24 protein-coding genes, 5 tRNA genes and 1 other RNA gene are annotated in these 24198 nt (G+C 55.1%); 15 read left to right on the plus strand and 15 right to left on the minus strand.

The annotated features are described in order from the left end of the window. Positions 1-343: 343 nt before the first annotated feature. Both DC3_RS16495 and DC3_RS16500 read right to left on the minus strand, forming a co-directional pair. Positions 344-1234: a hypothetical protein gene (locus DC3_RS16495; RefSeq protein WP_146886212.1), complete on the minus strand. Its 891-nt coding sequence runs from the start codon at positions 1232-1234 to the stop codon at positions 344-346. Positions 1235-1304: 70 nt separating this feature from the next. Next, on the minus strand, positions 1305-2003 hold the full coding sequence (locus DC3_RS16500; protein ID WP_146886213.1) for a hypothetical protein: 699 nt from the start codon (positions 2001-2003) through the stop codon (positions 1305-1307). 565 nt (positions 2004-2568) lie between these two features. Here DC3_RS16500 and DC3_RS16505 point away from each other — a divergent pair. Next, the gene (locus DC3_RS16505) at positions 2569-2976 is read left to right on the plus strand and encodes a hypothetical protein (RefSeq protein ID WP_146886215.1); all 408 of its coding nucleotides are present in this window, start codon (positions 2569-2571) and stop codon (positions 2974-2976) included. A 111-nt stretch (positions 2977-3087) separates the two neighbouring features. Here DC3_RS16505 and ltrA read toward each other — a convergent pair whose 3' ends face one another. The 6 genes from ltrA to DC3_RS16525 all read right to left on the minus strand — a co-directional run bounded on the left by ltrA (position 3088) and on the right by DC3_RS16525 (position 6358). Then, complete coding sequence (ltrA, locus tag DC3_RS16510) at positions 3088-4797, minus strand: group II intron reverse transcriptase/maturase (RefSeq protein ID WP_146886217.1); 1710 nt, start codon at positions 4795-4797, stop codon at positions 3088-3090. Between the two features lie 666 nt (positions 4798-5463). Next, positions 5464-5535, minus strand: a tRNA-Glu gene (locus DC3_RS29215). Positions 5536-5565: 30 nt separating this feature from the next. Further along, positions 5566-5642: transfer RNA gene (locus DC3_RS16515), tRNA-Arg, on the minus strand. A gap of 13 nt (positions 5643-5655) precedes the next feature. After that, positions 5656-5779, minus strand: a tRNA-OTHER gene (locus tag DC3_RS29220). Between the two features lie 147 nt (positions 5780-5926). Then, positions 5927-6012 (minus strand) — tRNA-Leu (locus DC3_RS16520). Positions 6013-6160: 148 nt separating this feature from the next. Beyond that, complete coding sequence (locus DC3_RS16525) at positions 6161-6358, minus strand: hypothetical protein (RefSeq protein WP_146886219.1); 198 nt, start codon at positions 6356-6358, stop codon at positions 6161-6163. 514 nt (positions 6359-6872) lie between these two features. Here DC3_RS16525 and DC3_RS16530 point away from each other — a divergent pair. From DC3_RS16530 to DC3_RS16540, 3 genes are all read left to right on the plus strand, one after another. After that, positions 6873-7094, plus strand: coding sequence for a hypothetical protein (locus DC3_RS16530; protein ID WP_146886221.1), 222 nt, complete (start codon positions 6873-6875; stop codon positions 7092-7094). A 183-nt stretch (positions 7095-7277) separates the two neighbouring features. After that, on the plus strand, positions 7278-7889 hold the full coding sequence (locus DC3_RS16535) for an SOS response-associated peptidase (protein ID WP_146886223.1): 612 nt from the start codon (positions 7278-7280) through the stop codon (positions 7887-7889). Between the two features lie 374 nt (positions 7890-8263). Continuing rightward, positions 8264-8575 (plus strand): hypothetical protein, encoded by a 312-nt coding sequence (locus tag DC3_RS16540; RefSeq protein ID WP_146886224.1) that lies wholly within the window; start codon positions 8264-8266, stop codon positions 8573-8575. 89 nt (positions 8576-8664) lie between these two features. Here the strand turns inward: DC3_RS16540 and DC3_RS16545 are convergent. Next, a tRNA-Pro gene (locus tag DC3_RS16545) sits at positions 8665-8741 on the minus strand. 82 nt (positions 8742-8823) lie between these two features. Further along, positions 8824-9474: a hypothetical protein gene (locus tag DC3_RS16550; protein ID WP_146886226.1), complete on the minus strand. Its 651-nt coding sequence runs from the start codon at positions 9472-9474 to the stop codon at positions 8824-8826. A 77-nt stretch (positions 9475-9551) separates the two neighbouring features. Between DC3_RS16550 and ffs the strand changes: the two genes are divergently transcribed. The 3 genes from ffs (at position 9552) to clpX (ending at position 11727) form a co-directional block, all read left to right on the plus strand. After that, positions 9552-9650, plus strand: an RNA gene (gene ffs, locus DC3_RS16555) — signal recognition particle sRNA small type. A 275-nt stretch (positions 9651-9925) separates the two neighbouring features. Beyond that, positions 9926-10534 carry an ATP-dependent Clp protease proteolytic subunit gene (locus tag DC3_RS16560; protein WP_146886227.1) on the plus strand — a complete coding sequence of 203 codons (609 nt, stop codon included), beginning with the start codon at positions 9926-9928 and terminating at the stop codon, positions 10532-10534. Next, the gene (clpX, locus tag DC3_RS16565; protein WP_146886229.1) at positions 10534-11727 is read left to right on the plus strand and encodes an ATP-dependent Clp protease ATP-binding subunit ClpX; all 1194 of its coding nucleotides are present in this window, start codon (positions 10534-10536) and stop codon (positions 11725-11727) included. Before DC3_RS16560 ends, clpX begins: the two co-directional genes overlap by 1 nt. Positions 11728-11803: 76 nt before the next feature. Here the strand turns inward: clpX and DC3_RS16570 are convergent, their stop codons facing one another. From DC3_RS16570 to DC3_RS16580, 3 genes are all read right to left on the minus strand, one after another. After that, entirely contained in the window at positions 11804-12775 is a 972-nt protein-coding gene (locus tag DC3_RS16570; protein ID WP_146886231.1) for an aldo/keto reductase, read from the minus strand. 50 nt (positions 12776-12825) lie between these two features. Further along, a complete protein-coding gene (locus DC3_RS16575; protein WP_146886233.1) occupies positions 12826-13185 on the minus strand; it encodes a MerR family transcriptional regulator in 360 nt (119 codons plus the stop codon). A gap of 213 nt (positions 13186-13398) precedes the next feature. Beyond that, entirely contained in the window at positions 13399-13839 is a 441-nt protein-coding gene (locus DC3_RS16580; protein ID WP_222594785.1) for an organic hydroperoxide resistance protein, read from the minus strand. Between the two features lie 272 nt (positions 13840-14111). Here DC3_RS16580 and DC3_RS16585 point away from each other — a divergent pair, with 272 nt between their 5' ends. From DC3_RS16585 to DC3_RS16600, 4 genes are all read left to right on the plus strand, one after another. Then, positions 14112-15695 carry a S8 family peptidase gene (locus tag DC3_RS16585; protein WP_146886237.1) on the plus strand — a complete coding sequence of 528 codons (1584 nt, stop codon included), beginning with the start codon at positions 14112-14114 and terminating at the stop codon, positions 15693-15695. A gap of 225 nt (positions 15696-15920) precedes the next feature. Continuing rightward, positions 15921-16352 carry a DMT family transporter gene (locus DC3_RS16590; RefSeq protein ID WP_146886238.1) on the plus strand — a complete coding sequence of 144 codons (432 nt, stop codon included), beginning with the start codon at positions 15921-15923 and terminating at the stop codon, positions 16350-16352. Further along, a complete protein-coding gene (locus tag DC3_RS16595) occupies positions 16349-16765 on the plus strand; it encodes a DMT family transporter (RefSeq protein ID WP_146886240.1) in 417 nt (138 codons plus the stop codon). The genes DC3_RS16590 and DC3_RS16595 overlap by 4 nt, the downstream gene beginning before the upstream one ends. Continuing rightward, positions 16755-17234: a MarR family winged helix-turn-helix transcriptional regulator gene (locus DC3_RS16600; RefSeq protein ID WP_146886242.1), complete on the plus strand. Its 480-nt coding sequence runs from the start codon at positions 16755-16757 to the stop codon at positions 17232-17234. Before DC3_RS16595 ends, DC3_RS16600 begins: the two co-directional genes overlap by 11 nt. Position 17235: 1 nt before the next feature. On the opposite strand, the gene DC3_RS16605 is transcribed toward DC3_RS16600, so the two are convergent. Further along, positions 17236-17658 carry an NUDIX hydrolase gene (locus tag DC3_RS16605; protein ID WP_186816085.1) on the minus strand — a complete coding sequence of 141 codons (423 nt, stop codon included), beginning with the start codon at positions 17656-17658 and terminating at the stop codon, positions 17236-17238. A gap of 81 nt (positions 17659-17739) precedes the next feature. Between DC3_RS16605 and DC3_RS16610 the strand changes: the two genes are divergently transcribed. Further along, a complete protein-coding gene (locus DC3_RS16610; protein ID WP_146886246.1) occupies positions 17740-18369 on the plus strand; it encodes a TetR/AcrR family transcriptional regulator in 630 nt (209 codons plus the stop codon). 52 nt (positions 18370-18421) lie between these two features. Beyond that, positions 18422-21055 carry a G8 domain-containing protein gene (locus tag DC3_RS16615; protein WP_186816086.1) on the plus strand — a complete coding sequence of 878 codons (2634 nt, stop codon included), beginning with the start codon at positions 18422-18424 and terminating at the stop codon, positions 21053-21055. Between the two features lie 178 nt (positions 21056-21233). Here the strand turns inward: DC3_RS16615 and DC3_RS16620 are convergent, their stop codons facing one another. Then, on the minus strand, positions 21234-21965 hold the full coding sequence (locus DC3_RS16620; protein WP_146886250.1) for a metallophosphoesterase family protein: 732 nt from the start codon (positions 21963-21965) through the stop codon (positions 21234-21236). 59 nt (positions 21966-22024) lie between these two features. Between DC3_RS16620 and DC3_RS16625 the strand changes: the two genes are divergently transcribed. Both DC3_RS16625 and DC3_RS16630 read left to right on the plus strand, forming a co-directional pair. Beyond that, positions 22025-22933, plus strand: a complete 909-nt coding sequence (locus DC3_RS16625) for a hypothetical protein (protein ID WP_146886252.1) — start codon at positions 22025-22027, stop codon at positions 22931-22933. 114 nt (positions 22934-23047) lie between these two features. Continuing rightward, positions 23048-24172, plus strand: a complete 1125-nt coding sequence (locus DC3_RS16630; RefSeq protein WP_146886254.1) for an AI-2E family transporter — start codon at positions 23048-23050, stop codon at positions 24170-24172. Positions 24173-24198 lie beyond the last annotated feature (26 nt).

The following is a 24198-nucleotide window of genomic DNA, read 5'->3' on the forward strand; positions in this document are numbered from 1 at the left end:
TGGATCAGGTTTAATTTTGGAGTCGGTAAAAACGACTGTGACAGAAAATCGTGCCAGATGCAACTCAGGGATCTGCCTGAGGGATGGCCCGGATCACCCTGACGAATGGCGCCCAGTGCGACGCGGCGCTCAGGGCGAAGCGGGCCGCCCCGCAAGCCCGTAGTCAGAGCAAGAAGGCCGCCCCGCAAGCACATCTTTGTGTCAAGAAGCGGGCCTCCCAGTAAGAGCACAGTCAGAGCAAGAAGGCCGCGAAAGCAAGCACGGGGTTGGGACAAGAGAATGCATATCGGTATACAATATTCATAGCAGTCGCCCACAGAGGCGAATTTTTTGTTTTGACCCCTTATTGCTCTGCTGCCTGTTTTGCAGCTTCCTCAACGCCCAGAACCATCCGGTGCCGCTGGTAATGCAGGATGCGGCTGGCTTTTGTTCGCAGAGCCCCAAGATGCTCAGCAGGAGCCCCTGGGAGAATCAGGGCGTCGAGTTCTGCCAGAGCTGCAGGCTTCTGAAGGTCTGAGAGGGCACGAAGTTCCATCTGTTCCAGCAAACCCTCCAGATCGTAGTGGGTCAGGGCAGGCTGGTTCAGGGCAGCAGAAAATCCTTTGATATTGGTGAGTTTCGCCATGCCCTCCAGGTGTTCCTGGGCTGTTCCTCTGCTTCTGGCCCACTGGAGCAGCTGTGCTTTCCACGCTTGCAGAGCTGCATCTTCTGCCTGCAGGTTTATTGTCCGGCAAATCCGGGACCAGGTGGCCCGATCTGCCATGTCCTGAAAGACAGCCCTGGCTTCATGTGGCAGCTGGCGCAGCCCCTCAAACGCCTGCTCGGAAACCTGAGGAGATGCTGTTTCTGCTCCAGGCGCAACATCAGGAAAGGGTTCTGTGATCTCCCACTCCTGAGGGGAAAATGCATCTGGCAGAGCGCTCCCAGCCACTGGAAAGAAAGAGGTCACCTCCCCCAGATGCACACCAAGAACCAGAGGAGTGTGGGTGAATTTCACAGTGACCTTTCTGGGGGGGGTCCGACCCAGTGCCTGTGAAATCACCGTGCTGCTGGTCAGATGGTCGGTGGTGCAGATCAGGTACAGCCACTCCTCCTGAAGGGCAAAGGCATACGAGGTGCAAGAGGAAATCCGATTTTCCTGCACCGGATGATGGAGAAGGGTGCCCTCCGGGTGAAGGGTGAGCATCTCCTCGGGTCGCAGCAGAACACTCAAAGGCTGATCAGGAACAGGCATGATTCTCCATGGGAATGGCGTTGCTTTTTCAAGAGGCGAAAGCTGAACTTCTGGCTTTGGCCCTGAAGAATCAAGGGGTGCTGTTTCTGATCAGGTTGCGGACAATCACATTGATGGGAGACCGTCGCAAAACACCCTGCGTGTTGAACAGTTCGTACTGTTCCTGTCGCTCAAGCCAGACCCCCTCAGACACCCTGGGGTAAATGTAGGTCAGCCGCTCTCCTGCATGTTCGGCAGTGGGCTGGATGACTTTGCTCAGCAGCCAGCCTTCACTGCTGTAACGGCACTCTGAAAGCGGCAGGACAGGTCCTGGCTTTTGCTGTTTGAACTCCTGATAAAGATTGACCACCACAAAACCTCCAGCTTTGTGTGGAGACAGCGTGCTGCTGATCAGGACTTTGTCGATGGTGCTGATGACATCTTTGAAGGTGATGGTTTCACGAATCAGGGTTTTGAGTCCACTTCCCTCATGGGTGTAGTGTTCGGCACTGCTGATCATCCCGGTACCTCCCAGTTCTTTTCGAATGGGCTTGCCCTGTTCCCATACCAGGGTGAATTCAGGTTTGGGAAGCTGCTTCGGATCGGGCACTTCACCCGGGAAAAGGAAATCTTCAGCCATGCTCAGCAGGTTTCCCTCAGGACTGTAGGTGTACCAGACAATGCTTCTGGACCCCTCTGGATAAAGGCTCTGCTCTTGAGTGATCAGGCCCTCAGCATTCACCACAGCCACTGTTTTGGCCTGGACTTCTCCCTTTCCACCAGCATTCAAACGATGGTGTTCTCCAGTGATCTGCTGAACTCCAGCAGGATAACGACGGGCTTCTGGGCGTAAGGGACTGGAGTACAGGTCTTCTGGACAGGTTCTGGGCAGGAAAAATTGGGGGTGTTTTGTGCATGGCTTACAGAAACCGTTAGAACAACCAGAGCAAGACCAAACTTTTTCATCCAGACCATCATAAGGTCTGTGCCGACGGGGGAAAAGCAACCTTCTGGATAAGGGCTTCTGAATCATGTCAGTCATTCTTTTCAGCTGGAGGCGTGAAACGTTGAGGTGATGACCCTGCAGGATGCCTTCTTGCCAGGATCATTTTCTCATGGCATCTTGAAGCATGCAGATTCCATGGTCGGCCCATGTGCAGGCGTTACAGGAGGCCCAGCACTGGTGTTCGCAGCATTTGAAACCAGAACATCTGGCTGTCCCGACAGAAAAAGACATTATTGAGATTCACGTTCTGGACCACATCTATATCACGCATGCGACCCATCTGGAGAATTGTTTGAGGTCAGAGGTTCTGCATCCAGAGAATTATCCTGACGAATGGGATGATGCCCGAATGCATCCAGATGCAATTGTGCGACTGATTGAGAAACGTCATCACCTGTTGCCCCTCTCGGAGCATGGCCTGATCAGGGGACGAATCCTCTGTGTGGGTGAGGAAACCGATACTGCGATGGGAGAAGGGGTTCCTGCCTCTGATGGATTGATTGACAACAATTATTTGCCTCCCTGGGACAGCTGGTTTGCGTATCTCGCAGGGAATGAGCCTTCAAGTGGCATCCTGCTGGCCTGGATTCCTGAGCCTCTGGAACACAAGGTGCAGGCTGCTCTGGAAGTTGCCGCCACGCAACCCCTGATCTGGCTGGACCAGATCAACCAACCCCATCAGTGGGGAGGAAATCCAATGCAGGAGCGTCTCGCCCGGGAAGCTTATGTTGTTTTGATTGAACGCCACCAAGAATAAAACCCCAACCAGGGTTGGGGCAAGTCTGGGTCGGGTAAGGAAGTGAAGTTACCTCCACTCCCTCCCCTCAGAACCGGACGTGAGACTTTCACCTCATCCGGCTCAAGCAAATCACGGGGCCTCAATCAGAAGTTTTCTCGCAGAGAGCGGGGTATCCCGTTTGCTACTGCTGTGGATTTGCTGGTGACAGAGTTTGTGTACTAATCGGATGTTTTTCATGTCACTGCGTTCCTTCAGAGTCTTGTCCAGAATCATGTGATGTTCGTGGAGTTCTTCCCCATTGAGGAGACGATCCCCACACACCGGACACTTATAGTTTTGGGTTGCAGCCAACCGCTGCTGAAAGCGGTTTAATTGTGACACCTTTCTTTGCCTGATAGCCCAATAATCCTTGAGCTGGGCATTGTCGGGTGACGCGCTACCTTTAACCATGACATGTCGTTCGATGCCTATCCAACCAAACCGCAACAAGAAGTAAGGGCTGTATTTGAGTCCAAAGACCCATTTATCGCTACTCTTTTTGTTGCGTTTTCCAAAGTATTTGGCCATACGCCAACTTGTGGATTTATTTGGGTGAGTTCTGTTGACATACCGAATTGCACGGTAATTCATCCAGTGATCTAGATAACTGAATGCAGCAGAGGAAACACCAACTCGGAAGTAATTTGCCCAACCGCGCATGATGGGATTCAGCTTCATACAGACATCATCTGCGTCTTTTCCAGCCATATCAAGCCAGATTTTTCGCAGCTTGTCTTTAATTCGCAGAATCGTTTTCTTGCTTGGTTTGATAAGTACGCTTGATCCTTTCTTCCTTCGGTTGCTCGGGTATTCTCGAACATTGAAGCCGAGGAAGTCAAATCCAATGCTCAGGTGCGTAATCCGGGTCTTTTCCTCAGAAAGTTCCAGACCCCTTTTCGCTAGCCAGTTGCTCAGGATCTGTTTACTGGTTTCTGCGTCTTCCTGGGATTCACAGAACACGACAAAATCATCTGCATACCTTACTACTGACCTTGGGCCAAGAACCGCTTCCCTACCGGGACTACGCCTGATAGATAATGCAGATTCCATGCCGTGCAATGCAATATTTGCCAACAGGGGTGAAATCACTCCACCTTGCGGTGTCCCCGCTTCAGTGTCCTGAAATTTCCCATTCTCCATGACTCCAGCCTTAAGCCATTGTTTGACCAACTCGTGACCGGGTGTGTCTTTGATGGCGTTCAGCACAAAATCGTGATTAATGTTATCGAAGGCACCTTTGATGTCTGCGTCCACTACCCATTTTTTACGTCCTCTCCAGTTGGAGGTGATGTTATAAATGGCTGTGATCGCATCATGTGCGCTTCGTCCCGGCCTGAAACCGTAGCTACTGGCTTCAAACCGTGCTTCCCATTGAGGTTCCATTGCGTTTTTAACTTTGGCCTGGAGGCATCGGTCTAAGACGGTAGGAATCCCCAAAGGGCGTTGTTTCCCATTGGCCTTTGGTATGTACACCCTACGAGCGGGTTTGGCGCGCCAGGGTTCAGCAGTAGAAAGGAGGTCTACCAGTTTGCCCTTTTCTTTAGCAGTGGAAACCACCACTTTATCCACACCCGCTGTCTGTTTGCCAGCATTGATTTCCGTAACCCTCCGAACGCTTTGCAGCGTGTTAGATTGGCTGCGGAGCATCAACTTCTGTAGGTTCTTCACCTTGCGGTGATTACCTTCCTGTTCGGCCCTGAAGATTCGTCGTCTCAAGTTGCGAACATTCCGATTTACTGTCTGCCAGTCGGTAGTCAGCCAATCGGATTGCCCTTTGGTTTCGATTGCGTTTGATCGCATCTATCTGCCCCTCAGTGAACAACTCTTACTTGGGTCTTCAGGAGATTTACCTGTACCACGTCTGCACCCTTTCAGGTTGGGTATCTCCGCCTGGGCGGCCCTATCCAATCGGTTATCAGTTCAAGCACCTGACGGCTTCTGCTTCCCGTTGCCTTTCGGCCATCACAAACACAGGTTGTTTGCGTGTTTTCACATGGCGTTCGCTTCTTGGTACATCCTTTTCCCGCTAACCTGTCGGTCATCCTTACGGATTTCCTACCATTGCTGGGGGCTATCGGGGTTATCACGTTCCACGTCATAAAGATGCGACTGGGGAAGGTGCCTTCTCTACTCCGGGGTCTTGGTGTTCCCGTCATTCTCATTGAGGGAATGATTCGTCATGCAGAGTGTAGGTGCATGTTCTTTGACCCATCTACCGTATCAATCACATTCGGCAGGTCCCGCTAACGGAGCCTCAACGAAGATTCACTTTCGTTCACCATTCCAGTCTTTCCCTCGCCCGACTTCCTCTGTGATTAGATTCCATCTTGGGCTTTCTAATCTGCTTCGCACCCCTCCGTTACCAGAGACGCACTCAATTAGTGGGAATAGGTTTGAACACTAACCTAGAATCCGTTTCTTACCTCCTTCACGAATTCACTTTAATGACGCGACATCGTGTCGCACTACACCCAGGCAGATTCGAACTGCCGTACACCAGGAGAAAGCTGGTGGTCCTGACCGCTAGACGATGGGTGCATGTGTGAATGTCTTGATGCCTGATGAAATTGGTGATCTGGGAGGGATTCGAACCCCCGACCCCACGGTTCGTAGCCGTGTGCTCTGTCCAGCTGAGCCACCAGATCATGAATGAAAAAGCTCTTCCGGGAGGAATTGAACCTCCAACCTTCAGTTAACGGTAACCCCTGTCCTGCGGCCCACAACAGCAGGCAAGTGTCCGGAAAGGGTTGGGCTGGTGCTCTACCAGTTGAGCTACGGAAGAGAAAAAAGGATTTGTTTCTGGGTCTGCCAGCAGATGAAGAGGCTCTTTGCTTTCTGCCCTCGGCTCTCGGCCCTGGGCCCTCGGCGTTTACCCTGCTGCCTTCTGCCTTCCTGGCTCTCGGCCCTCGGTCCTCAGCCCTGGGCAATGTGGTGCGAGAAGGGGGACTTGAACCCCCACACCTTTCGGCTCTGGCTTCTGAGACCAGCGTGTCTACCGGATTCCACCATCCTCGCTCGTGCCCTGCATACGTTCAGAGCAAGAAAGATTTTAGCAGTGGCACCGGAGCACAGAATCTGTCGAATGGCACAGCCCTGTGTAGGTCGTGTTGCGGGGAACAGGAGTGAGGGGTCAGCCATCTGGCTTTCAGCATTCAGGAAAGGTTTACCTCTCCTGGATGTGGAGGGGCCTGGAGGAAGGTTCTGGCTGGGGCTGGTTTCTGTGTTCTTTCTTCCACAGCCTTTGCCACCACTTCGGTGTTTGAATTCTGGGCTGGGCATCCTGCTCAGGGGTGGGGGGTTCTCGCATCTCCAGGATGCCTCTGACAAACAGATAGGCGTACAGGTTGTGGTTCCCGTCCATGGTTCACGCTCCTTTGAAGAGGAGTGTAAGGGCTTCCGCAACGGGAAGGTCAAGCCCTTGCAGCACATCAGAGAACAGGGAAGGCCAGGAGAGAATCTCAGGACATGGGCAGGTTCAGGCTGGATAAGCTTGACGAATGGTGCATACTGGGATACACTATAAATATCAATCGGCCAAGTGCCGAATTTTTTGTTTTGGCCCCTGATCAGGGGCTTTTTGTTTTTGCACCTTCAGCAGGGGCAGGCTCTCAAGATTGCTGTTGAACCAGAAAGGGCCCATCAAAGCTGATGCTGGACTGTTCCATCACCATTTCTGAGGTCAGTCTATAAATGATGCCCAGCTGAAATCATTTGAAGCCTGAGAAAACACATGAAGAACATGGGAATTCATCTGGTTGGTTATTAGCACTGTGAGGAAAACAAAACATCATTTCTGACAATGTCATCAGGGACAGGCGGGCATAATGGAGTCAATCTTAGAACGGATTGCCGAGATCCGGGAAGGAGAAATAGACATGAGTGAACCCAATTATAAACCTGACGAGCATCATGACACCGACAAAGAATTCAAGCAGCAGGAAAACGCCCAGGGCGTCACCGGAAAAGTTCAGAAAGACCACCGTGGTGGTGGTGAAGGTGGCTCCAAAGGTGGCAACGTCGGTCCCAATACGGGGATCGGGGGTGGTCAGGGCACCAATGGTGGTGTCGGGACCAATGGAAGCCGCCAGGGCTCTTGAAACACTGATTTGCATCACCTGATGAAACCTGCTTCACAGATTTTGACCTGATGACACAACACACTGTTCCGTTTCACGCTTACTCCAGGAATCAGAAGAGGCCACCCCGTGCGAAGGGTGGCTTTCTTCTTTGCATTCTGGTTTTGCTGGACGCACAATCAAAGAAGAGGTTCTGGAGGCTGCATGTCTGGTCACCTTCTGGGAAACCGTACTCCTGATTTTGTGTGGAACATCAAATACCACGCAAAGTATGACCATTCTCGCGAAATTGTGCCGGGAGACCTTTATCCAGTCATCCGCAGAGATCCAGCGAACCCACATGAATTGGAAGCAGCCTTGATGCGCTGGGGCCTGGTGCCGCACTGGTGCACCCATCCTGCAGACATCCAGAAATACGGCTCAAAGACCCACAATGCACGCTCGGAAACGGCCCATGAACTCCCCACCTTCCGGGACAGTTTTCAGCGGAGACGCTGCCTGATCCAGATTTCAGGGTTTTACGAGTGGCGCAAGATTGAAAAGTTCCGGGAGAAACACCAGATCCTCAGCAGCACAGGCGGTCCCCTGATCCTTGCAGGTTTATGGGACCGTGCTTACATCGAAGATGAAACGCTGGATTCTTTCACCATCCTGACCTGCCCTCCCAATGCCCTGATGGATGAGGTGCACCACCGCATGCCTGTCATTCTGGGCCAGAAGGCCGCCAGAGACTGGATGGAGGGAAGGGGAGACCCTGCAGAACTGCTGCGGCCCTGTCCATCCCACTGGCTGGACATTCAACCTGCCGAGGAATAAAAAAACCCCGGAGGTGATCCGGGAACAATTGAAAGATCGCACACTCCTGAGCGGTCTTTTACAGGATAGGAGGTGCATATGAAAAACATCTGAAAGTGTTCTCAGGCCCCTTTGATAATGGGATGTCAAATTTCTCGCCTGGCAAGCAAATGTTATGAGTGTAACAGATTTGTAATTTATCTCATCATCCAGAAATTGCGAAAAAATGGCTCCAGACCCCTCAAGGCAGTGTTGATGAGATCAGGAAGCAGGCAACCTGAAAGTCCAGAAAGGTCAGCCAGACCCTCAAATGTAAAACGCCTGTTATTTTTTGCAAAAGCACCCCTTCAGGGCCACATCAGAGCGGTGCCTTAGTTTGAACTCAAGGACACAACATGATGACCCTGGTTCAACAGCACAACCTGCGCATTGCCGCGCAAGCCCGTGATTTCATCCTGGTGGTCACCCGCACGGGAGAACTGAAAAGCCTGCGCATCCGCGACATTCTGGACATCCGGCCCACCCATGAGATCGGGTGCTCGATGGTGTCTCACCTCTTCCAGACCTGTGATGGCCCGGTAGAGGAGAAGACCCTGATTCAGGAAGGAGCATCTGCGTTCTGGAACCGTTGCCTGCGGCTGCTTGATGCCGTACAACGCCAGGATGGAGACGAGATCAACCAGCATTTTGCCCCACGCGTTCACTGAGCAAAAACAGAATTCAAAAAACAGGGCACAAAAAAACAGAGCAACCGCAGTTGCTCTGTTCTCGAAGGAGTCTGGTGGTTCCTTCATTCTGGTCGAGGCGGCGAGATTTGAACTCACGACCCCTACCACCCCAAGGTAGTGCGCTACCAGGCTGCGCTACGCCTCGACACATGCCCAGATGGGCAGAAAGAATATTACTTGAAAAGTCTGGAACTTGCAAGCCCCCACGCAAGCTTACGCTGGATGATCTAGATGCATGCGTCAGAGACTTTATCCTGCGAGGATTTTGTTGGAAGCTTCCAGATGCATCTGAAGACCTGTCCCAGACCGAGCAACACCACCAGCAGCCCCAGAATCAGAGGCAACACCCCATAAAGCATCCTCTGGGTGCTTTCTCCTCTGTAAATATCACAGAGGAGGAAATACAGGAACACAGCAGCAAGGGCAAACAGGGCCGCCATTCCCCCAACCGCCCACAGTGCTCTGCGACGAAAGACAGGGAAAGCATCTGAGCCATTGATCAGGGCTTTTTTCCAGGCGTACAGGGGTCCGAGCAGCCACAGTTGCAGCAGGGCAACGGCCTGACAGGTCGCTGCCAGACCAGTGTCCATTCCTGGCGCATAAGCACACACCAGAAATCCCACCAGCAAGGCAGCAGTGCCATAACCCATCCAGAGCCGAACTTTAAGCAGTTTTTCAACGTCCGAAACCATCACTTCAATCCACAGAATGATCAACAGACGCAGGAACAGCAGGACCAGAAACAGGGTGGGGAGCAAGAGGCTTGCAGTCCAGGCAGGATAGGACACCTCCACCATCCAGAGGGCTTCTCCCAGGATGGCGATCAGGCTCAGGACCAGAAGCACCCTGAGCAGCACAAAAGGTGGAGCGGGAGTCATGGTGGTTTCACCTCTCTCCAGCATAGGGCCTTGTGCATTTGCCATCACAGACCTTGCGTGATAAACTACCTGACGCATTGCTGGCGCAACGCAGCATTGGCTCTCGAACCAGGTCAGGACCGGAAGGTAGCAGCCTTAAGGGATGCCCAGTGGGTGCCGTTGCTCACCGGCAATGCTTTTTTATGGTTTGAATGGAATGACTGGTCTGAGGATCTAGACCTGTGAATGTAAAGCAGAAGGCAGAAGGCAGAAAGCAGAAGGCACAAAAGCGTGAGCTTGCGCATCTGGAAAAGCCTTCTGCCTTTTGTCTTGCCTCTTACAACGTGCTCCCCAGGCGGCTGGGTCGCACTGAGGCGCTGCCTTTTGCCTTCTGCGCCACAGCGTCTTTTACTCTGGCCTTTAAGCTCAGTGTGAAATTCACCCTAGGGTTTTTCGCTGAACCCATGACATAATGCTATGCATGAGCATCATTCCATACGTCATCGAGCAAAGCGGCCGCGGCGAGCGCATGTACGACATCTATTCTCGCCTGCTGAAAGACAGAATCATTTTCCTCGGTACCCCCATCGATTCCCAGGTGGCCAATACCGTTGTGGCACAGCTGCTGTTGCTGGATGGCCAGAACCCTGAGCGTGAAATCCAGATCTACATCAACAGCCCAGGGGGAGAGGTGTACGCCGGTCTGGCGATCTATGACACCATGCAGTACATCAAGGCTCCGGTGTCCACCATCTGCGTGGGGATCGCCATGAGCATGGGTTCTGTGATCCTGATGGCCGGAGACAAGGGCCGCCGCAAGGCCCTGCCCCACTCCCGCATCATGATTCACGCGGGCTCTGCAGGCTTCAGGGGCAGTGTGCCTGACCTCCAGGTGCAGGCCCAGGAAGTCATGGCCCTGCAGGACATCCTGGTGGGGATGTACAATAAGCACACGGACAAGAGTGACGAGCAGATCCGCAGGGATTTGCAGCGTGACTTCTTCATGACCCCCCAGCAGGCGCTGGAGTACGGGTTAATTGACGAGGTGGTCCAACCGACCCCTAAAGGTGAGATGCAATAATGGCTGACCGTTGTAGTTTCTGTGGGCGTGCATACCCACAGATCGCCCATCTGATCGAATCCCCCACCCGCAACGCATTCATCTGCAATGAATGTGTCGAGCGGGCGCATGAAATTCTGGGCACCCAGAAAGTCAAACATGGAGATTTTGAACTCTCCGACCTGCCGAGTCCCAAAGAAATCAAGGCTTACCTCGATGAATTTGTGATCGGGCAGGACGAAGCCAAACGTGCCCTGGCAGTGGCTGTGGTCAGCCACTACCAGCGTCTCAAGCACCCCGAGGCCGGTCTGGGCAAGAGCAACATCCTCCTCATTGGCCCCACCGGGACCGGCAAGACCCTGCTGGCCCAGTCTCTCGCAGAGATGCTGGAAGTGCCTTTCGCCATTGCAGACGCCACCACCCTCACCGAGGCGGGTTACGTCGGTGACGACGTGGAGAACGTGATTGTGCGCCTCCTGCAGTCTGCCGATTACGATGTGGCCGCTGCAGAGCGGGGCATCATCTACATCGACGAGATCGACAAGATTGCCCGCAAGTCTGAAAGCACCTCCATCACCCGCGATGTGTCCGGTGAAGGTGTGCAGCAGGCCCTGCTGAAGATCATCGAAGGGACCACCAGCCAGGTGCCCCCCCAGGGCGGACGCAAGCACCCCCATCAGGAGCTCATTCAGGTGAACACCCGCAACATCCTGTTCATCTGCGGTGGGGCGTTTGATGGCCTGGAAGATCTGGCCCGCCAGCGCAGCAACAAGCGTTCTCTGGGCTTTGGTCGCGTGGTCAAAGGCGATAAGGAACTCGAAGACCTGCGCTTCGAGCCTGATGACCTCGTCAAATTCGGTCTGATCCCCGAGTTTGTGGGCCGTCTGCCCCTGACTGTGCAACTGCAGGAACTCGATGAGGAAGCCCTGGTGCGCATCCTCACCGAACCCAATGGGGCGATCATCAAGCAGTACCAGTCCCTGTTTGAGTTTCAGGGGGTGCACCTGACCTTCAAGGATGAGACCCTGAAGGAAGTGGCCCGCCGTGCCCTGAGCCGCAAGACGGGTGCCCGTGGTCTGCGTGCCGTCATGGAAAAGGCCATGACCGACCTGCTGTTCGAACTGCCGATGCCCGGCCTGACCGACATCGAGTTCGGACCCGAGCACATCGATAACCCTCTGGGTGCCATTCCGGATTACCTGAAGAGCGCTTAACCCGCTTTCGAAAGGAAAACCCCACCTGAATTTGTGCAGGTGGGGTTTTCTTTGCAGAGATCAGAAGAAAGGTGTGTTACCTGTTCACTGAGCTCATGTCTGGATAACGCAGACCTGCAGCAATGTCTTTTGGTGCGATCTGGTCCAGTTCAGAGAGTTCTTCTGAAGTGAGATGAACATTCAGGCTGCCGAGGTTGTCCTGCAGGTATTTGACCCGTTTGGTGCCAGGGATGGGCACGATGTCCTGTCCCTGAGCCAGCACCCACGCCAGGGCCACCTGTGCGGGCGTGGCATTTTTGGCTGCAGCAAACTCCTCGATCTTCTTCACCAGTTCGAGGTTCTTGTAGAAGTTCTCGCCCTGGAAACGGGGGTTGTGCTTGCGGAAGTCATCTGCTGGAATGTCGTCTGGGGTCTGGAAGGCTCCAGTGAGAAAGCCCCGTCCCAGTGGGCTGTAGGCCACCAGACCCACGCCCAGTTCTCTGAGGGTTGCCAGCAGGCCATCTTCGGGATCTCTGGTCCACAGGGAATACTCACTCTGCACTGCGGTGATGGGGTGCACTTTGTGGGCACGCCTGAGGGTTTCTGCGCTCACCTCAGAGAGGCCAATGTGACCGACCAGACCGGCTTTGACCAGATCGGCCATCGCGCCGACGGTGTCCTCAATGGGGGTGTTCGCATCAACCCGGTGCAGGTAGTACAGGTCGATGAAATCGGTCTGCAGGCGTTTCAGGCTGCCTTCAATGGCCTGTCTCACGTATTCGGGTTTGCCATTGATGCCGTTCCACTGGGTTTTGCTGCGCATGATGCCAAATTTGGTGGCCAGGACCACCCTGTCCCGTTTGCCCTGCAGGTAGCGCCCGAGCAGTTCTTCATTGGTGTGAGGCCCATACATGTCGGCGGTGTCTAAAAAGTTGATGCCGTGGTCCAGTGCGTGATCCAGTGTGCGGAAGGATTCGGCGTCATCAGTTGCGCCGTAGAAGTCTGACATGCCCATGCAGCCCAGTCCGAGGGCACTGACCTGAAGTTGTCCCAGTTTGCGCTGTTCCATGTTGTTCTCCTTTGGTGTCCAGCCTGTGAAAGTTGGTGGTTCGTGAAAAGTCAGTTGCTGGTCTTGCGGTACAGATCAATCTTGTATTCGATGGCTTTCAGGGCGTCTTGCAGTGCGGCGATCTGTTGCAGCACCTGCTGGTGGTGGTTTTCGAGCATCATCAGGCGGTCAACGCGGGTGTGGTCCCCCTGCCTGAGAAGTTCAATGTACAGGCGCATGTCCTGAATGCCCATGCCGGTCGTGCGCAGTTTGCCCAGGAAGGTCAGCCGTCCGATGTCCATCTCGGTGTAACGGCGGTGACCGCTGGGGTTGCGGTCCACCGGGTCAAGGAGCCCGGCCCGTTCGTAATACCTGAGGGTGTGTTTTGAGAATCCGGTGATGCGGGTGACATCGTCGATGCTGTAATCCATTCTGGGCTCCTTGAATGGCTTCTTGAGAATCGGGTGCGAGTGGAGTTTGGAAAGAGGTTGGAGGGCCTTTGAGAATTTCGGTGCTGCGGTGCAGCGCTGCACATCCCCACTGTAGAAGTTAGAGTGCGCTCTAAGTCAAGAGGTGGGGCTGGGTCCAGAGCAAAAGCAGAAGGCAGTGGGCTTTTCGCCTTCTGCCTTCTGCGTTCTGCTGTTTTAAACGTTTGCAGTTTCTGCAGTCTGAACCGTCAGTTTCACTTCGATGTTGCCCCGGGTGGCGTTGCTGTAAGGGCAGATCTGGTGGGCTTTTTCAACCAGTTCATGGGCCACGGTTTCATTGAGACCGGGCAGGTGGATCTGCAGCTCCACAGCCAGACTGAACGCGCCACTGTCCTGTTTGCCCAGACCCACCAGGGCGGTCAGGGTGCTGGATCTGGGCAGGGGCACTTTGCTCTGAAAGGCGATCCTTTGCAGTGCGCTCTGGAAACAGGCGGCGTATCCGGCTGCGAAGAGTTCTTCAGGGTTGGTGACCTCTCCACCTTTGCCCCCGAGGGCACTGGGGGTGCCGAGTTGCAGTTTGAGGTTGCCATCTCTGGTGCGGACCACACCTTCGCGTCCGCCTTCAACTGTTGCCTGTGCAGTGTAAAGCAATTTCATGGGCATATTTTTACTGAGTTCAATTTTGGGAACAGCGACCAATGCACGGTGCTTTTCTCACAGTTCGGCAGGCCTTGGCAAGCTGAGGGCTCGCTCAAGGGTGTTTTAAGAGAAGCTAAAGCCTTTCTGGGCCTGCGTATCTTTGAACACATTCTTCAGGGTGTTACAGTCTGAGGTGATCCGACAGCAGCGCACCGAGATGTGTGCTGGTCTACATTTACGTCCATCTTTCATGATCACAGGAGGCCCACAGGCTTCCTGACAGGAGCACCATGCTGACCAAACGTACCCTGGGATGTGTTGCCCTGGCCCTTCTGCTTGGGGCCTGCGGGACCCAGACCCTTCCTCCAACCTCAGATCTGCCTTTGCCCAAAGTCACCACCGGAGAGAAAAAGGCTCCGGTTCTGGAAGTGGACCCTGCCTCTGCAGTGCCCCAGAAATACATTGTGGTGCTGAAAAAACCCGAAGCAGGGGTGGCTTCGCAGGGCATCAGCAAACTCACCCGCGAAGGGATTGTTCAGAAACTGGGCATTGCACAGCTGGGACGTCAGGTGGAGAAGGTCTACACCGATGCCCTCTACGGCTTCAGTGCGAAACTGAGTGCTGAACAGCTTGAGGCGCTGTCCCGCAATCCCCAGGTGTCTTACATCCAGCCTGTGCAAAGGGTTCACAAGCAGGCCACCCAGTCGAGTCCTCCTTCCTGGGGTCTGGACCGCATTGACCAGCGGGACTTGCCCCTGAACAACAGTTACACCTATGCCACCGATGGCTCTGGTGTGACGGCCTACGTGGTGGACACCGGAATCCAGGTCTCTCACAGCAACTTCGGCGGGCGGGCCAGTGTCGGGATTGATACGGTGGGCGATGGCAAGAATGGCATCGATTGCGATGGTCACGGAACCCACGTTGCAGGCATCATTGGCAGCAACAGCTATGGGGTGGCCAAAGCAGTCAAACTGGTCTCGGTGCGGGTGCTGGACTGTGAGGGTTCGGGCACCATGGATGGGGTCATCCAGGGCATCGACTGGGTGGTCAAGAATGCCAGAAAACCTGCAGTGGTGAACATCAGTCTGGGCTCTGAAGCAGATGCTGCCCTCGATCAGGCGGTCAAGAATGCCATTCAGTCCGGCCTGACGGTGGTGCTCGCTTCAGGCAACCAGAACGAGAACGCCTGCAATTACAGCCCGGCCCGTGTTCCTGAAGCCATCACGGTGGGGGCCACCGACTCAGGAGACAAGCGCACGTATTTCTCCAATTATGGCAGCTGTGTGGACCTGTTTGCTCCTGGCCTGGACATCACCTCCACCGTGCTGAACAACAAAACAGATTCTTACAGTGGCACCAGCATGGCCAGTCCCCATGTGAGTGGTGCTGCTGCGCTTTATCTGGCCAGCAACACCTCTGCAACCCCTGCCCAGGTGACTGCGGCCCTTCTGGGAAACACCACCCCCAACAAGGTGCTTGATCCCCAGGGCACCCCCAACAAACTGCTGTACATCGGAAACAGTCCGGTGACCACCACCCCACCTCCAACCAACACTGGTCCCTGCTCTGGAGCAAACTGCACCACCTACACGGGCAAATTCAATGCTGCTGGAGAGTACTACTTCCCCCCGGCCAATGATTACTTCGAGTATGGGGGCGGCACCCTGAAAGCCTGGCTGAAAGGTCCTTCTGGCACCGATTTTGATCTGTACCTGTACAAGTGGAACGGTTCGGACTGGGATGTGGTTGGCCTATCAGAAAGCCCCACCAGTGAAGAGAGCATCACCTACACCGCCACCAGCGGGTATTACATCTGGCTGGTCACGTCCTACCAGGGCACAGGCTCTTACACCTTCTGGATGCAGAAATAACAGCAAAATCCCACCATGCATACAGCAGAGGCCTCCGGGCCTCTTTTTTGATGTGCATTCAGGTGGGTCAAGATGCCTGGATCAGCATTTCTGCCAGTTGAGGACGAGCCAGCGGTCCGCCCCTACAAGTCCCCGCGACCACCCTCCCTGACCATCGTCCAGATGGCGGATGGGAGAAAATACTTAAACGTTTAATAATTAATCCATGAACGATTGGAGGAAGCCATGTTTTTGATCTGGATTCTGGCGGTGGTGGCAGGTGCCCTGATGCCCCTGCAACTGCTGGTGAATTCCACCCTGGCGCACGCTTCAGGGTCCTCCCTGTTTGCAGCGATGGTCTCCATGACCGGAGGGACCCTGATCCTCTTTCTGACCGGACGGGCCAGAGGCTTTTCGGTGGCCACCATCCGCAGCGCACCTCCCGGGATCTGGCTGGGCGGGTTCTGGGGCAGCATCTACATCCTGACCAGCATCATTGTCACCCAGAACCTCGGGACCGCCTGGACGGTGGTGCTGCTGATCACCACCCAGACGGTGCTCAGCCTCCTGATTGACCACTTCGGGGCTTTTGGGCTCCCCCGCAAGCCTTTTGACCTGAGGCGGGCAGTGGCCGCTGTGCTGCTGATTGCTGCCGTGTACCTGAAAGGACTCCAATGATTGTTCTGGGCATTGTCGCTGGAATGGCCGCATGGCTGGGCCTGATGTTCAACGTGCGCTTCACGCAGTTTCACGGGAACCGCTGGCACACCACTTTTCTGAATTTCCTGCTGGGCACCATCTGCACTGGACTGGTGTTCCTGTTCAGCCGTCCTGAGCAGGTTCCAGGTGGCCCATGGTGGTCTTATCTGGGGGGGCTGGTGGGCATCGGGTTTGTGATTGCCGGGGTGATTTTCACGCCGAAACTGGGGGGAACAGGCTGGCTTGTGGCCAGTGTGCTGGGTCAGGTGATCATGTCGCAGGTGCTGGACGCTCTGGTGCTGGGCAGGCATGTGTCGCTGTACCAGATCCTGTCCGGTATCCTGCTGATTGTGGCCATGTGGCTCCTCATGGAGAAGAAAAATGGAACATAGTGTTCAGAGAATTGAAGCCGAATGGCGTGCAAAGCATCCCGAATTGCCCCTAGATGAGATCCTCACCCTGATTGCCCTGCACCGCACCAGCCAGAAACTGTTGAAAGACCACGACCAGTTTCTGGCCGGCTTTGGCCTGAACTTTGCAGCTGCAGATGTGCTCCTCAGCCTGTACCGCTCTGCACCGCCAGAAGGGCTCACGCTGGCAAAACTGGCCTCCGTGATGGCTGTGACGGCTCCTGCCATGACGGCAAGGGTGGACAGGCTCATGGAATCTGGCTGGATCACCAAGGACAGTGATCCGGAGGACCGCAGGGCCTTCAAAATCCGCCTGACCCCTGAGGGGGTGGCCCTGGTGCAGAAGATGTTCCCCCTGCACATCCAGGACAAACAGAAAACCTTTGAGCGTTTCACCAGAGAGGAAATTCAGACTTTGAGAGAGCTGCTGGTTCGACTGCTGGGGGAATGAGTCAATTCTGGCGCTGCACTTGCCGGACCCTGCCATGCTGCTGCTCCAGATGGTCCCTGACCGCATGGGCCACCTCATTGGTGAGGGGAGAGGGCAGATTTTTGGGGTCAACCCACAGGATTTCCGCAATTTCAGTGGGGTCTGGATTGAAGTTCATGGAAGCAGGCACCTCTGCCAGAAACACGTACACGTCCCGGTCGGGTTTGTTCTTGCCTGTCGTGCGGTAAAGGCCAATCAAGCACTGGATCTGGACTTCGATGCCCAGTTCTTCTCGCACTTCGCGGAGCGTGGCATCCAGTACAGCCTCTCCAGATTCAACGGCCCCTCCAGGAAAAGACCATCTTCTCTGTCCATAGTTGTGCCTGACCAGCAGGATCTGGGCCTGTGGGTTGATCATCATCACGCCTGCAGCCTGAGGGGTCATGGTTTGCAGTGTGCCACAGCCACAGGTGTGAAATCTGCTTGACAAATGACCAGCGGTCATTAATCATGAAGGGGATCAGAGATGCGAAGAGCCAGAAGCGACACCCAGAAAGAAAACCGCCGACTCCAGATTCTGGACAGCGCACTCGAACTGTGGCACACCACCCCGTACACCGACATCACCATGCAGATGGTGGCAAAATCCAGCGACCTCGCCAAGGGCACCCTGTACCTGTACTTCCAGAGCAAAGAAGAACTTTTTCTGGAGATCCTCAAAACCAAACTGCAAGACTGGTTCACAGAATTGCAGGTGGCCTTCCAGCCGCCTTTCACTCCCCAGCAGATGGTGCAGGTCCTGAGTGACAGCCTGCAGAACAGGGACGACATGCTGCGCCTGCTCAGCATGCTGTCAGGCGTGCTGGAGGCCGGGGTCACTGTCGAAGCTGGACTGAACTTCAAGATGTGGCTCAACACAGAGCTGTCCAAACTGGGAACTTTGCTGGAGGCTGCCCTGCCTGTTCACAATGGCGTGCAGGTCCTGATGCACCTGTATGGCACCATCATGGGGCTGTACCAGACCTCCAACATACCGCAGGCCCTGCAGGAGGCCTTGCAGACCAACCCTGAGTTGCAATGCCTGCTGGTCGATTTTCACCGTGAACTGAAAGTGGCTGCTCTGGCCCTGGTTCGCGGTCACCTGCAGCCTGCCTGATTTCTGGTCAGAATTGTTACATTCTGCGTGCAAGTTCCGTAAAATGGAACAGATGCATAAACTCCTTCTGATGTCCTGCACCCTGTTCCTGATGGCTTGCAGCAGCTCATCTCCATCCACCAATCCCCCTCCAGGCTCAGCAGGCCCTCTGCTCTGGTCCAGCCCGCAAACCTGGGGGGGCAAGGTTCCTGGAACAGGAGACACTGTTACCATCCCGAAAGACAAAACCATTCTGCTGGATGTCTCTCCTCCTGCACTCAGAGGCCTGACGGTAGAGGGAACCCTGTCTTTTGACCCCAGAGCACACGTCACCCTCAGGACCGATTATGTGATGGTGCACGGCAAACTCCAGGCGGGCACAGAAGCACAGCCCATCACGGGCAAGGCAGAGATTGTGCTGACCAGCAACAACCTCTCGGACAACATCCACAGCATGGGGGCCAAGGTGCTGGGCCTGATGGGGGGCACCCTCGACCTGCACGGTTCCCCTCAGGTCAAAACCTGGACCCGCCTGTCTGCCACAGCAACAGCAGGCAGCAGCACCATCACCGTGAAAGATGCCCTGGATTGGAAGGTGGGAGATGAGATCATCATCACCTCCAGCAGTTTCTACAACCCCTACAGTCCCAAACCGCAGACTGAACGCCGCCAGATCACCAAAATCTCAGGCCAGACCCTCACCCTCAGTCAGCCGCTGTCTTTTGCCCACTGGGGAACCACCGCCAGTGGGGTTCAGGAGCAGGCTGAAGTGGGTCTGCTGAGCCACAACGTGGTGGTGCGCAGCGATGAAGCCATCCTGGACACCGGAACGGTGGCAGGCAGCAAGCAGATCGGCGGGCACCTGATGGCCATGAGCGGTTCAACCGTGCACATCAACGGAGTGGAATTCCGGGACATGGGACAGCGCAGTGTTTTTGGACGCTACCCCATTCATTTTCACCAGCTTGCCGCAGGGGGTGCAGGCTCCTACGTGAAGAACAGCAGCATCTGGCGCACCTACAACCGCTGCGTGGTCATTCACGGCACCCACAAGCTCCTGATCGAGAACAACGTGATGTACAACGCCACAGGGCACTGCGTCTACTTCGAAGAAGGCAGTGAGACAGGAAACACGGTCAAGAACAACCTGGTGGCCTACGTCAAAGCCCTGAAAGACACGGCCCGCCTGATTCCCACAGATGACCGTCCCTCGGCGTACTGGGTGACCCGGCCCAGCAACACCCTGACCGGCAACAGTGCCAGCGAAGCGCACATCGGGTACTGGTATGCCCTGCCCGAGAAACCCCTTCCCTTTGGCCGGGGCACACAGGATGTGTCCTGGATGGACAGTGTTTATCCGAGGCGGGAATTTCTGGGCGGATTTGATGGCAATGTTTCACACTCTGCCTGGCAGGGCCTTTTTGTGGACACCAGCCTCAGCAGCACGCTTTGTGCCAGCACAGCCTCCAGAAACACCTGCAAGGACCACTCGAACCTCAGCAGCATGGGGACCAGCACCAGTTATTACGCCCCCAGAACGGTCCCTGCCAGAGACATTGAGACAGACAAGAAAACCAACATGCCTGTTCCTGCCCGATTCCAGAACTTCACCGCTTACAAACACCAGAATCAGGCAGTGTGGTTCCGTGGAGGGTACCTGGAGTTGCTGAACCCTGTTCTGGCAGACAACGTGATCGGGGCCATTTTCGCATCCAGTCGGGCCTACCTGACCGGAGGGCTTTTCATTGGCAAGACCGAAAACACCCTTGGCAATGCCACTGAACAGGAACCCCGCACAGGCTTCCAGTTCTATGACGGCCCGGTTGGGGTCAGGAATTCCACCTTCAAAAACTACACCGGAGAGCGCAGTGCGGCACTGGGTTACCTCAGGCACACCAGCTTCAACCTCTCCGGGCAGAATTACGCCTCCAAACTGACTTTTGAGAACAGCAACCGGGTGTACCTGGACACCCCTCCAGCCCCCAATTTCAACAACACCGAAGATCCCCACGATGGTTACCGGGGCGCAGTGTTCTACGATCAGGACGGCAGTGTGACCGGAGTCGCAAACCGCCATGTCACCGCAAACACCCCTTTCCTGACCGGAAGCAAATGCAATTTGCAGGCCGCATGGAACGCTTACGTGTGTGACAGCACCTACCTGAACCTGTCGGTCAATGTGCTGGACGCCACCGAAGTCTCCAACCCCACAGCTGCATTCACCGTGGAACGGAACGATGGGCAGAGCATTGCTCTGTGGGGGGTGCCCAATGGCACCAGCAAGGCAGCAGACACCTTCCAGACCCGCATCATCGCCACACCAGGGGGAAATGCGCCCCTGTACAGCTACACCCTCGGGAGCGGCACAGGCAAAATTCCAGGCAAGGTGCTGGTTTCCGTCACCGTGGATGGTCTTCCCACCGACAACCAGTTTGTGAACATCTCCGCTGTCCCTGGAACCACAGGAGCCTGGGCAGAACTGATCATTCCTGTCTCTGGACCCGTTTATGTGTACAGAACCTGGTGGTTTGATGAAAACTCCGGGGCAGGTCTCCCCAAAGTGAGTGCGCTGTCAGACCTCTACCAGAACAAGGGCACCGTTTACTACCAGGATGCTCAGGGCATTCATGTGGTGCTTGCCATTCCAGACCCTCTAAAAAGTCGATATGTGAGCGTCCATGTCTGCCAGACCAGAAAGTGCAGCTGAGAACCAGACCTGCTTTTGATGAATGATTTCTGAAGAAAGCGGTGATCGAGAGCACCACAAGTTCTGAAGATTCCTCATTAAGATTTAAGTGGGCGTGCATCAAACTACCCCGCGCCCACAAAAACACGAGCAGGAGCGGACACGCTCCTGCTCTCGTTTTTGAGAACGGTCTGACCTGTCAGGTGCTTTCCAGATTGCGGGGGCGGCGTTTCTGGTAACGCCCGGTGCGAATCTCCTGGATGTACTCCTTCACGAAAGGCATGTCGCTGCGCTCTGCACAGGCGATTTCCTCCTCCCGATCGTAGATCACCCGGGCAAAACCCATGGTGAAGCCAGAACGCTCAAATTCCAGGGTCAGGTAGGTGGCCAGTACACTGTCCAGCGGATTGCCCACCGAACCGGTGTTGATCAGGGGACGGCCTTCCACATCCACCAGCAAAGCCTCGTGCACATCTGCGTACACCACGGCGTCCGCAAATTCACTCAGGCCACGCTCGGGCTGTGGGTAGAACATTTCCCGCTGCTCGGGCAGGCTGGAGTGGGGGTACACCCGGTGGAAGACCCCTTTGGCACTGGCATGCACGAAACGCCACAGCAGGTTCCCGAAGGTTTCTTCAATGGCAAAAGGCAGGTTGGCGAGGTAGCTCACCTGGCCAGGGGAGAGCTGAGAACGGGGCCAGATGTCCTGTGGCCTGTGGCTGGCTCCGGCCACCCGGGCATCCCAGTTGCCCATGATGACCCGGTCTGCAGTGTCCGAGACCCACTCCACCACTTCTCTTGGGCGGGGGCCTTTTCCCACCAGATCACCCAGGACCCAGATTTCGCTCATCCCCCGCCGTTTGATGTCCTCATGGACAGCCAGAGTCGCTGTCAGGTTAGCGTGAAGATCTGCGATCACGGCGAGTTTCATGCGTACAAGTTTACCTTAAATCCGGGAACCCTTAGCGCTCCATGCACGTAACATCAGGTATGAAATCTTCACATGCCACTTTTTATGTCAGCCTTTCACTTGCACTTGTCAGCTTTGCACAGGCCGCCGACACCATCCGCATGACGGCAAAACCGGGCACCACACTGACTGGAACTTTTCAGAGCAACACCCAGATTCTGGACATGAAAGCCAGTGTGTCTCCGCAACCAGGCAAAAAAGTCAGCAAGGAAGAACTGGAACAGTACAAAAACACCTTTGCCAATGTGCCCAAAAACCTCCCAAACACCACCCAGTCTTTTCCTGCAACCCTGAAGGTGCTGGCCACAAAGCCCGATGGCAGCACACCAGTGCAGATGAAGATGCAAATTCCCATGGGGCAGGAAGGCAAGAACTCCACAATCACCATCAACACCTTCTACAGCAAAAATGGCAAGATCAGCATGAAACTGGAGCCCTCCAAGGACCCCATGCTGCAAAAGATCATGCAGGGACTCACCGATTCCCTCCTGAACAACAAAGAGAGCCAGCTCTTCTATCAAAAGGCCTGGAATGTAGGAGAAAGTGTCACCCAGACGGTCTCCATGCCGTTTGACCAGTTCACAGGTGGAGCTCCAGTGAAGTTCTCTGGGGATTTCAAGGTCACCACCAAAACCACCTACAAGGGCAAAAATGCTGCCGGAGAGTTTGTCTTTCAGAGCACCAGCACTGCAAAAAACAGTGTGCTGAAAGCCACCGATGCCAAAGGACGCATGGTCATGCAGATGAACATCGCCAGCCTCTCTGGAACCAGTGAAACCCGCATTCGACCTGATGGTTTGCCGGGTTACAGCAAAACCAACCAGACCATGAAAATGACCATGACCCTGAACACCCCCGAGATGCCGGTGCAGGTGAAAACCGACACCAGCCTCAAGATCGAACAGGTGCAGACATGGAAGCAGAAGTAAGTGTCTCAATCGAGAATTTAGCGTTCCTTGACCAATGCCATGTTCAGCGCTTTTTGTGCTGAACATTTTCAGTTTTGCTGCAATGTCTTTTTTCAGCGAATGCTAGCCTGAGGCATGCTTCAGGCTTTTCAGGACGTGTGGCGCAGCCCCTGGACGCGGGTTGCCGTATTTGTTTTGCTGGTTTACGTGCTCTGGGGATGGCTGCACACGCTGGCCTCTGTGCTGATCATGGTCTCTCTGGCGTACCTGATGGCCTACCTGTTCAATCCACTGCTGGATGTGCTGCAGAAACGCGGGGTGAGGCGTGGGATGGGCATCCTGATGGTGCTGTGCATCCTGGCGGGAATGGTTGCGCTGCTGGTCTTCATGCTGGTGGCGGTTTTTCAGCAGCTCACCGAATTTGTGGGTCGCCTCCCCGAGATTCTGCAATCGGGCAATGAGCTGGTGCAGTCCACCCTGCGCCGCATTCGGGGCATGAGCGATGTGCCGATGGTGCAGCAGTACACCCGCGAACTCTCCACCCTCTGGAAGGACAATGTGGCGGCCCTGTCCCAGAATGGTCTGAAATACCTGCAAGGGCTCTTGCAGCAATCAGGATCACTGGTGGTCAGTTTCACCAGCACGTTGGTGCAGGTCATTTTCACGGTGATCCTCTCCATTTATTTCATGGCGGATTACCAGCGCATCAACCAGTCTCTGGTGCGTTTCTTTCCTGAACGCTGGCAGCCCCGGATTCGCTCCCTCAGCGAGCAGTTCGGCACCGCAGTGGGAGGCTACCTGCGCGGACAGTTCACCATTGCCCTGCTGGAAGGCACCCTGATCTGGATTGGGCTGGCCCTGAGTGGGGTGCCCAATGCACTTACCCTGGGATTCATTGCAGGCCTCTTCGGGATGGTGCCCTACCTGGGGGTGATTGTTTCCATTGTCCCTGCACTGCTGCTGGCCCTGTCGGTGGGCTGGACGCAGGTGGGACTGGTGATTGTGGTGTTTGTGATCGCCAACCAGATTGAAGGAAACCTGCTGTCCCCCTGGGTGCTGGGCCGCACCACCAACCTGCACCCCCTCACCGTGCTGATCAGTTTGCTGGTTGGGGTGGAACTGATGGGCATCTGGGGCACCCTGCTTGCTGTTCCGCTGGCCGCCCTGCTGAAGTTGCTGCTGCAAAATTACTATTATCCCAGCCGCCTCTACCGCTCGGTGGATGTGAAGATCCTTCCTGCCGAAAACCAGAACCTGTGATCTGGCTTGGCGTTCCTGAAGACATG

It is taken from the genome of Deinococcus cellulosilyticus NBRC 106333 = KACC 11606, assembly GCF_007990775.1.
Taxonomy (GTDB): domain Bacteria; phylum Deinococcota; class Deinococci; order Deinococcales; family Deinococcaceae; genus Deinococcus_C; species Deinococcus_C cellulosilyticus.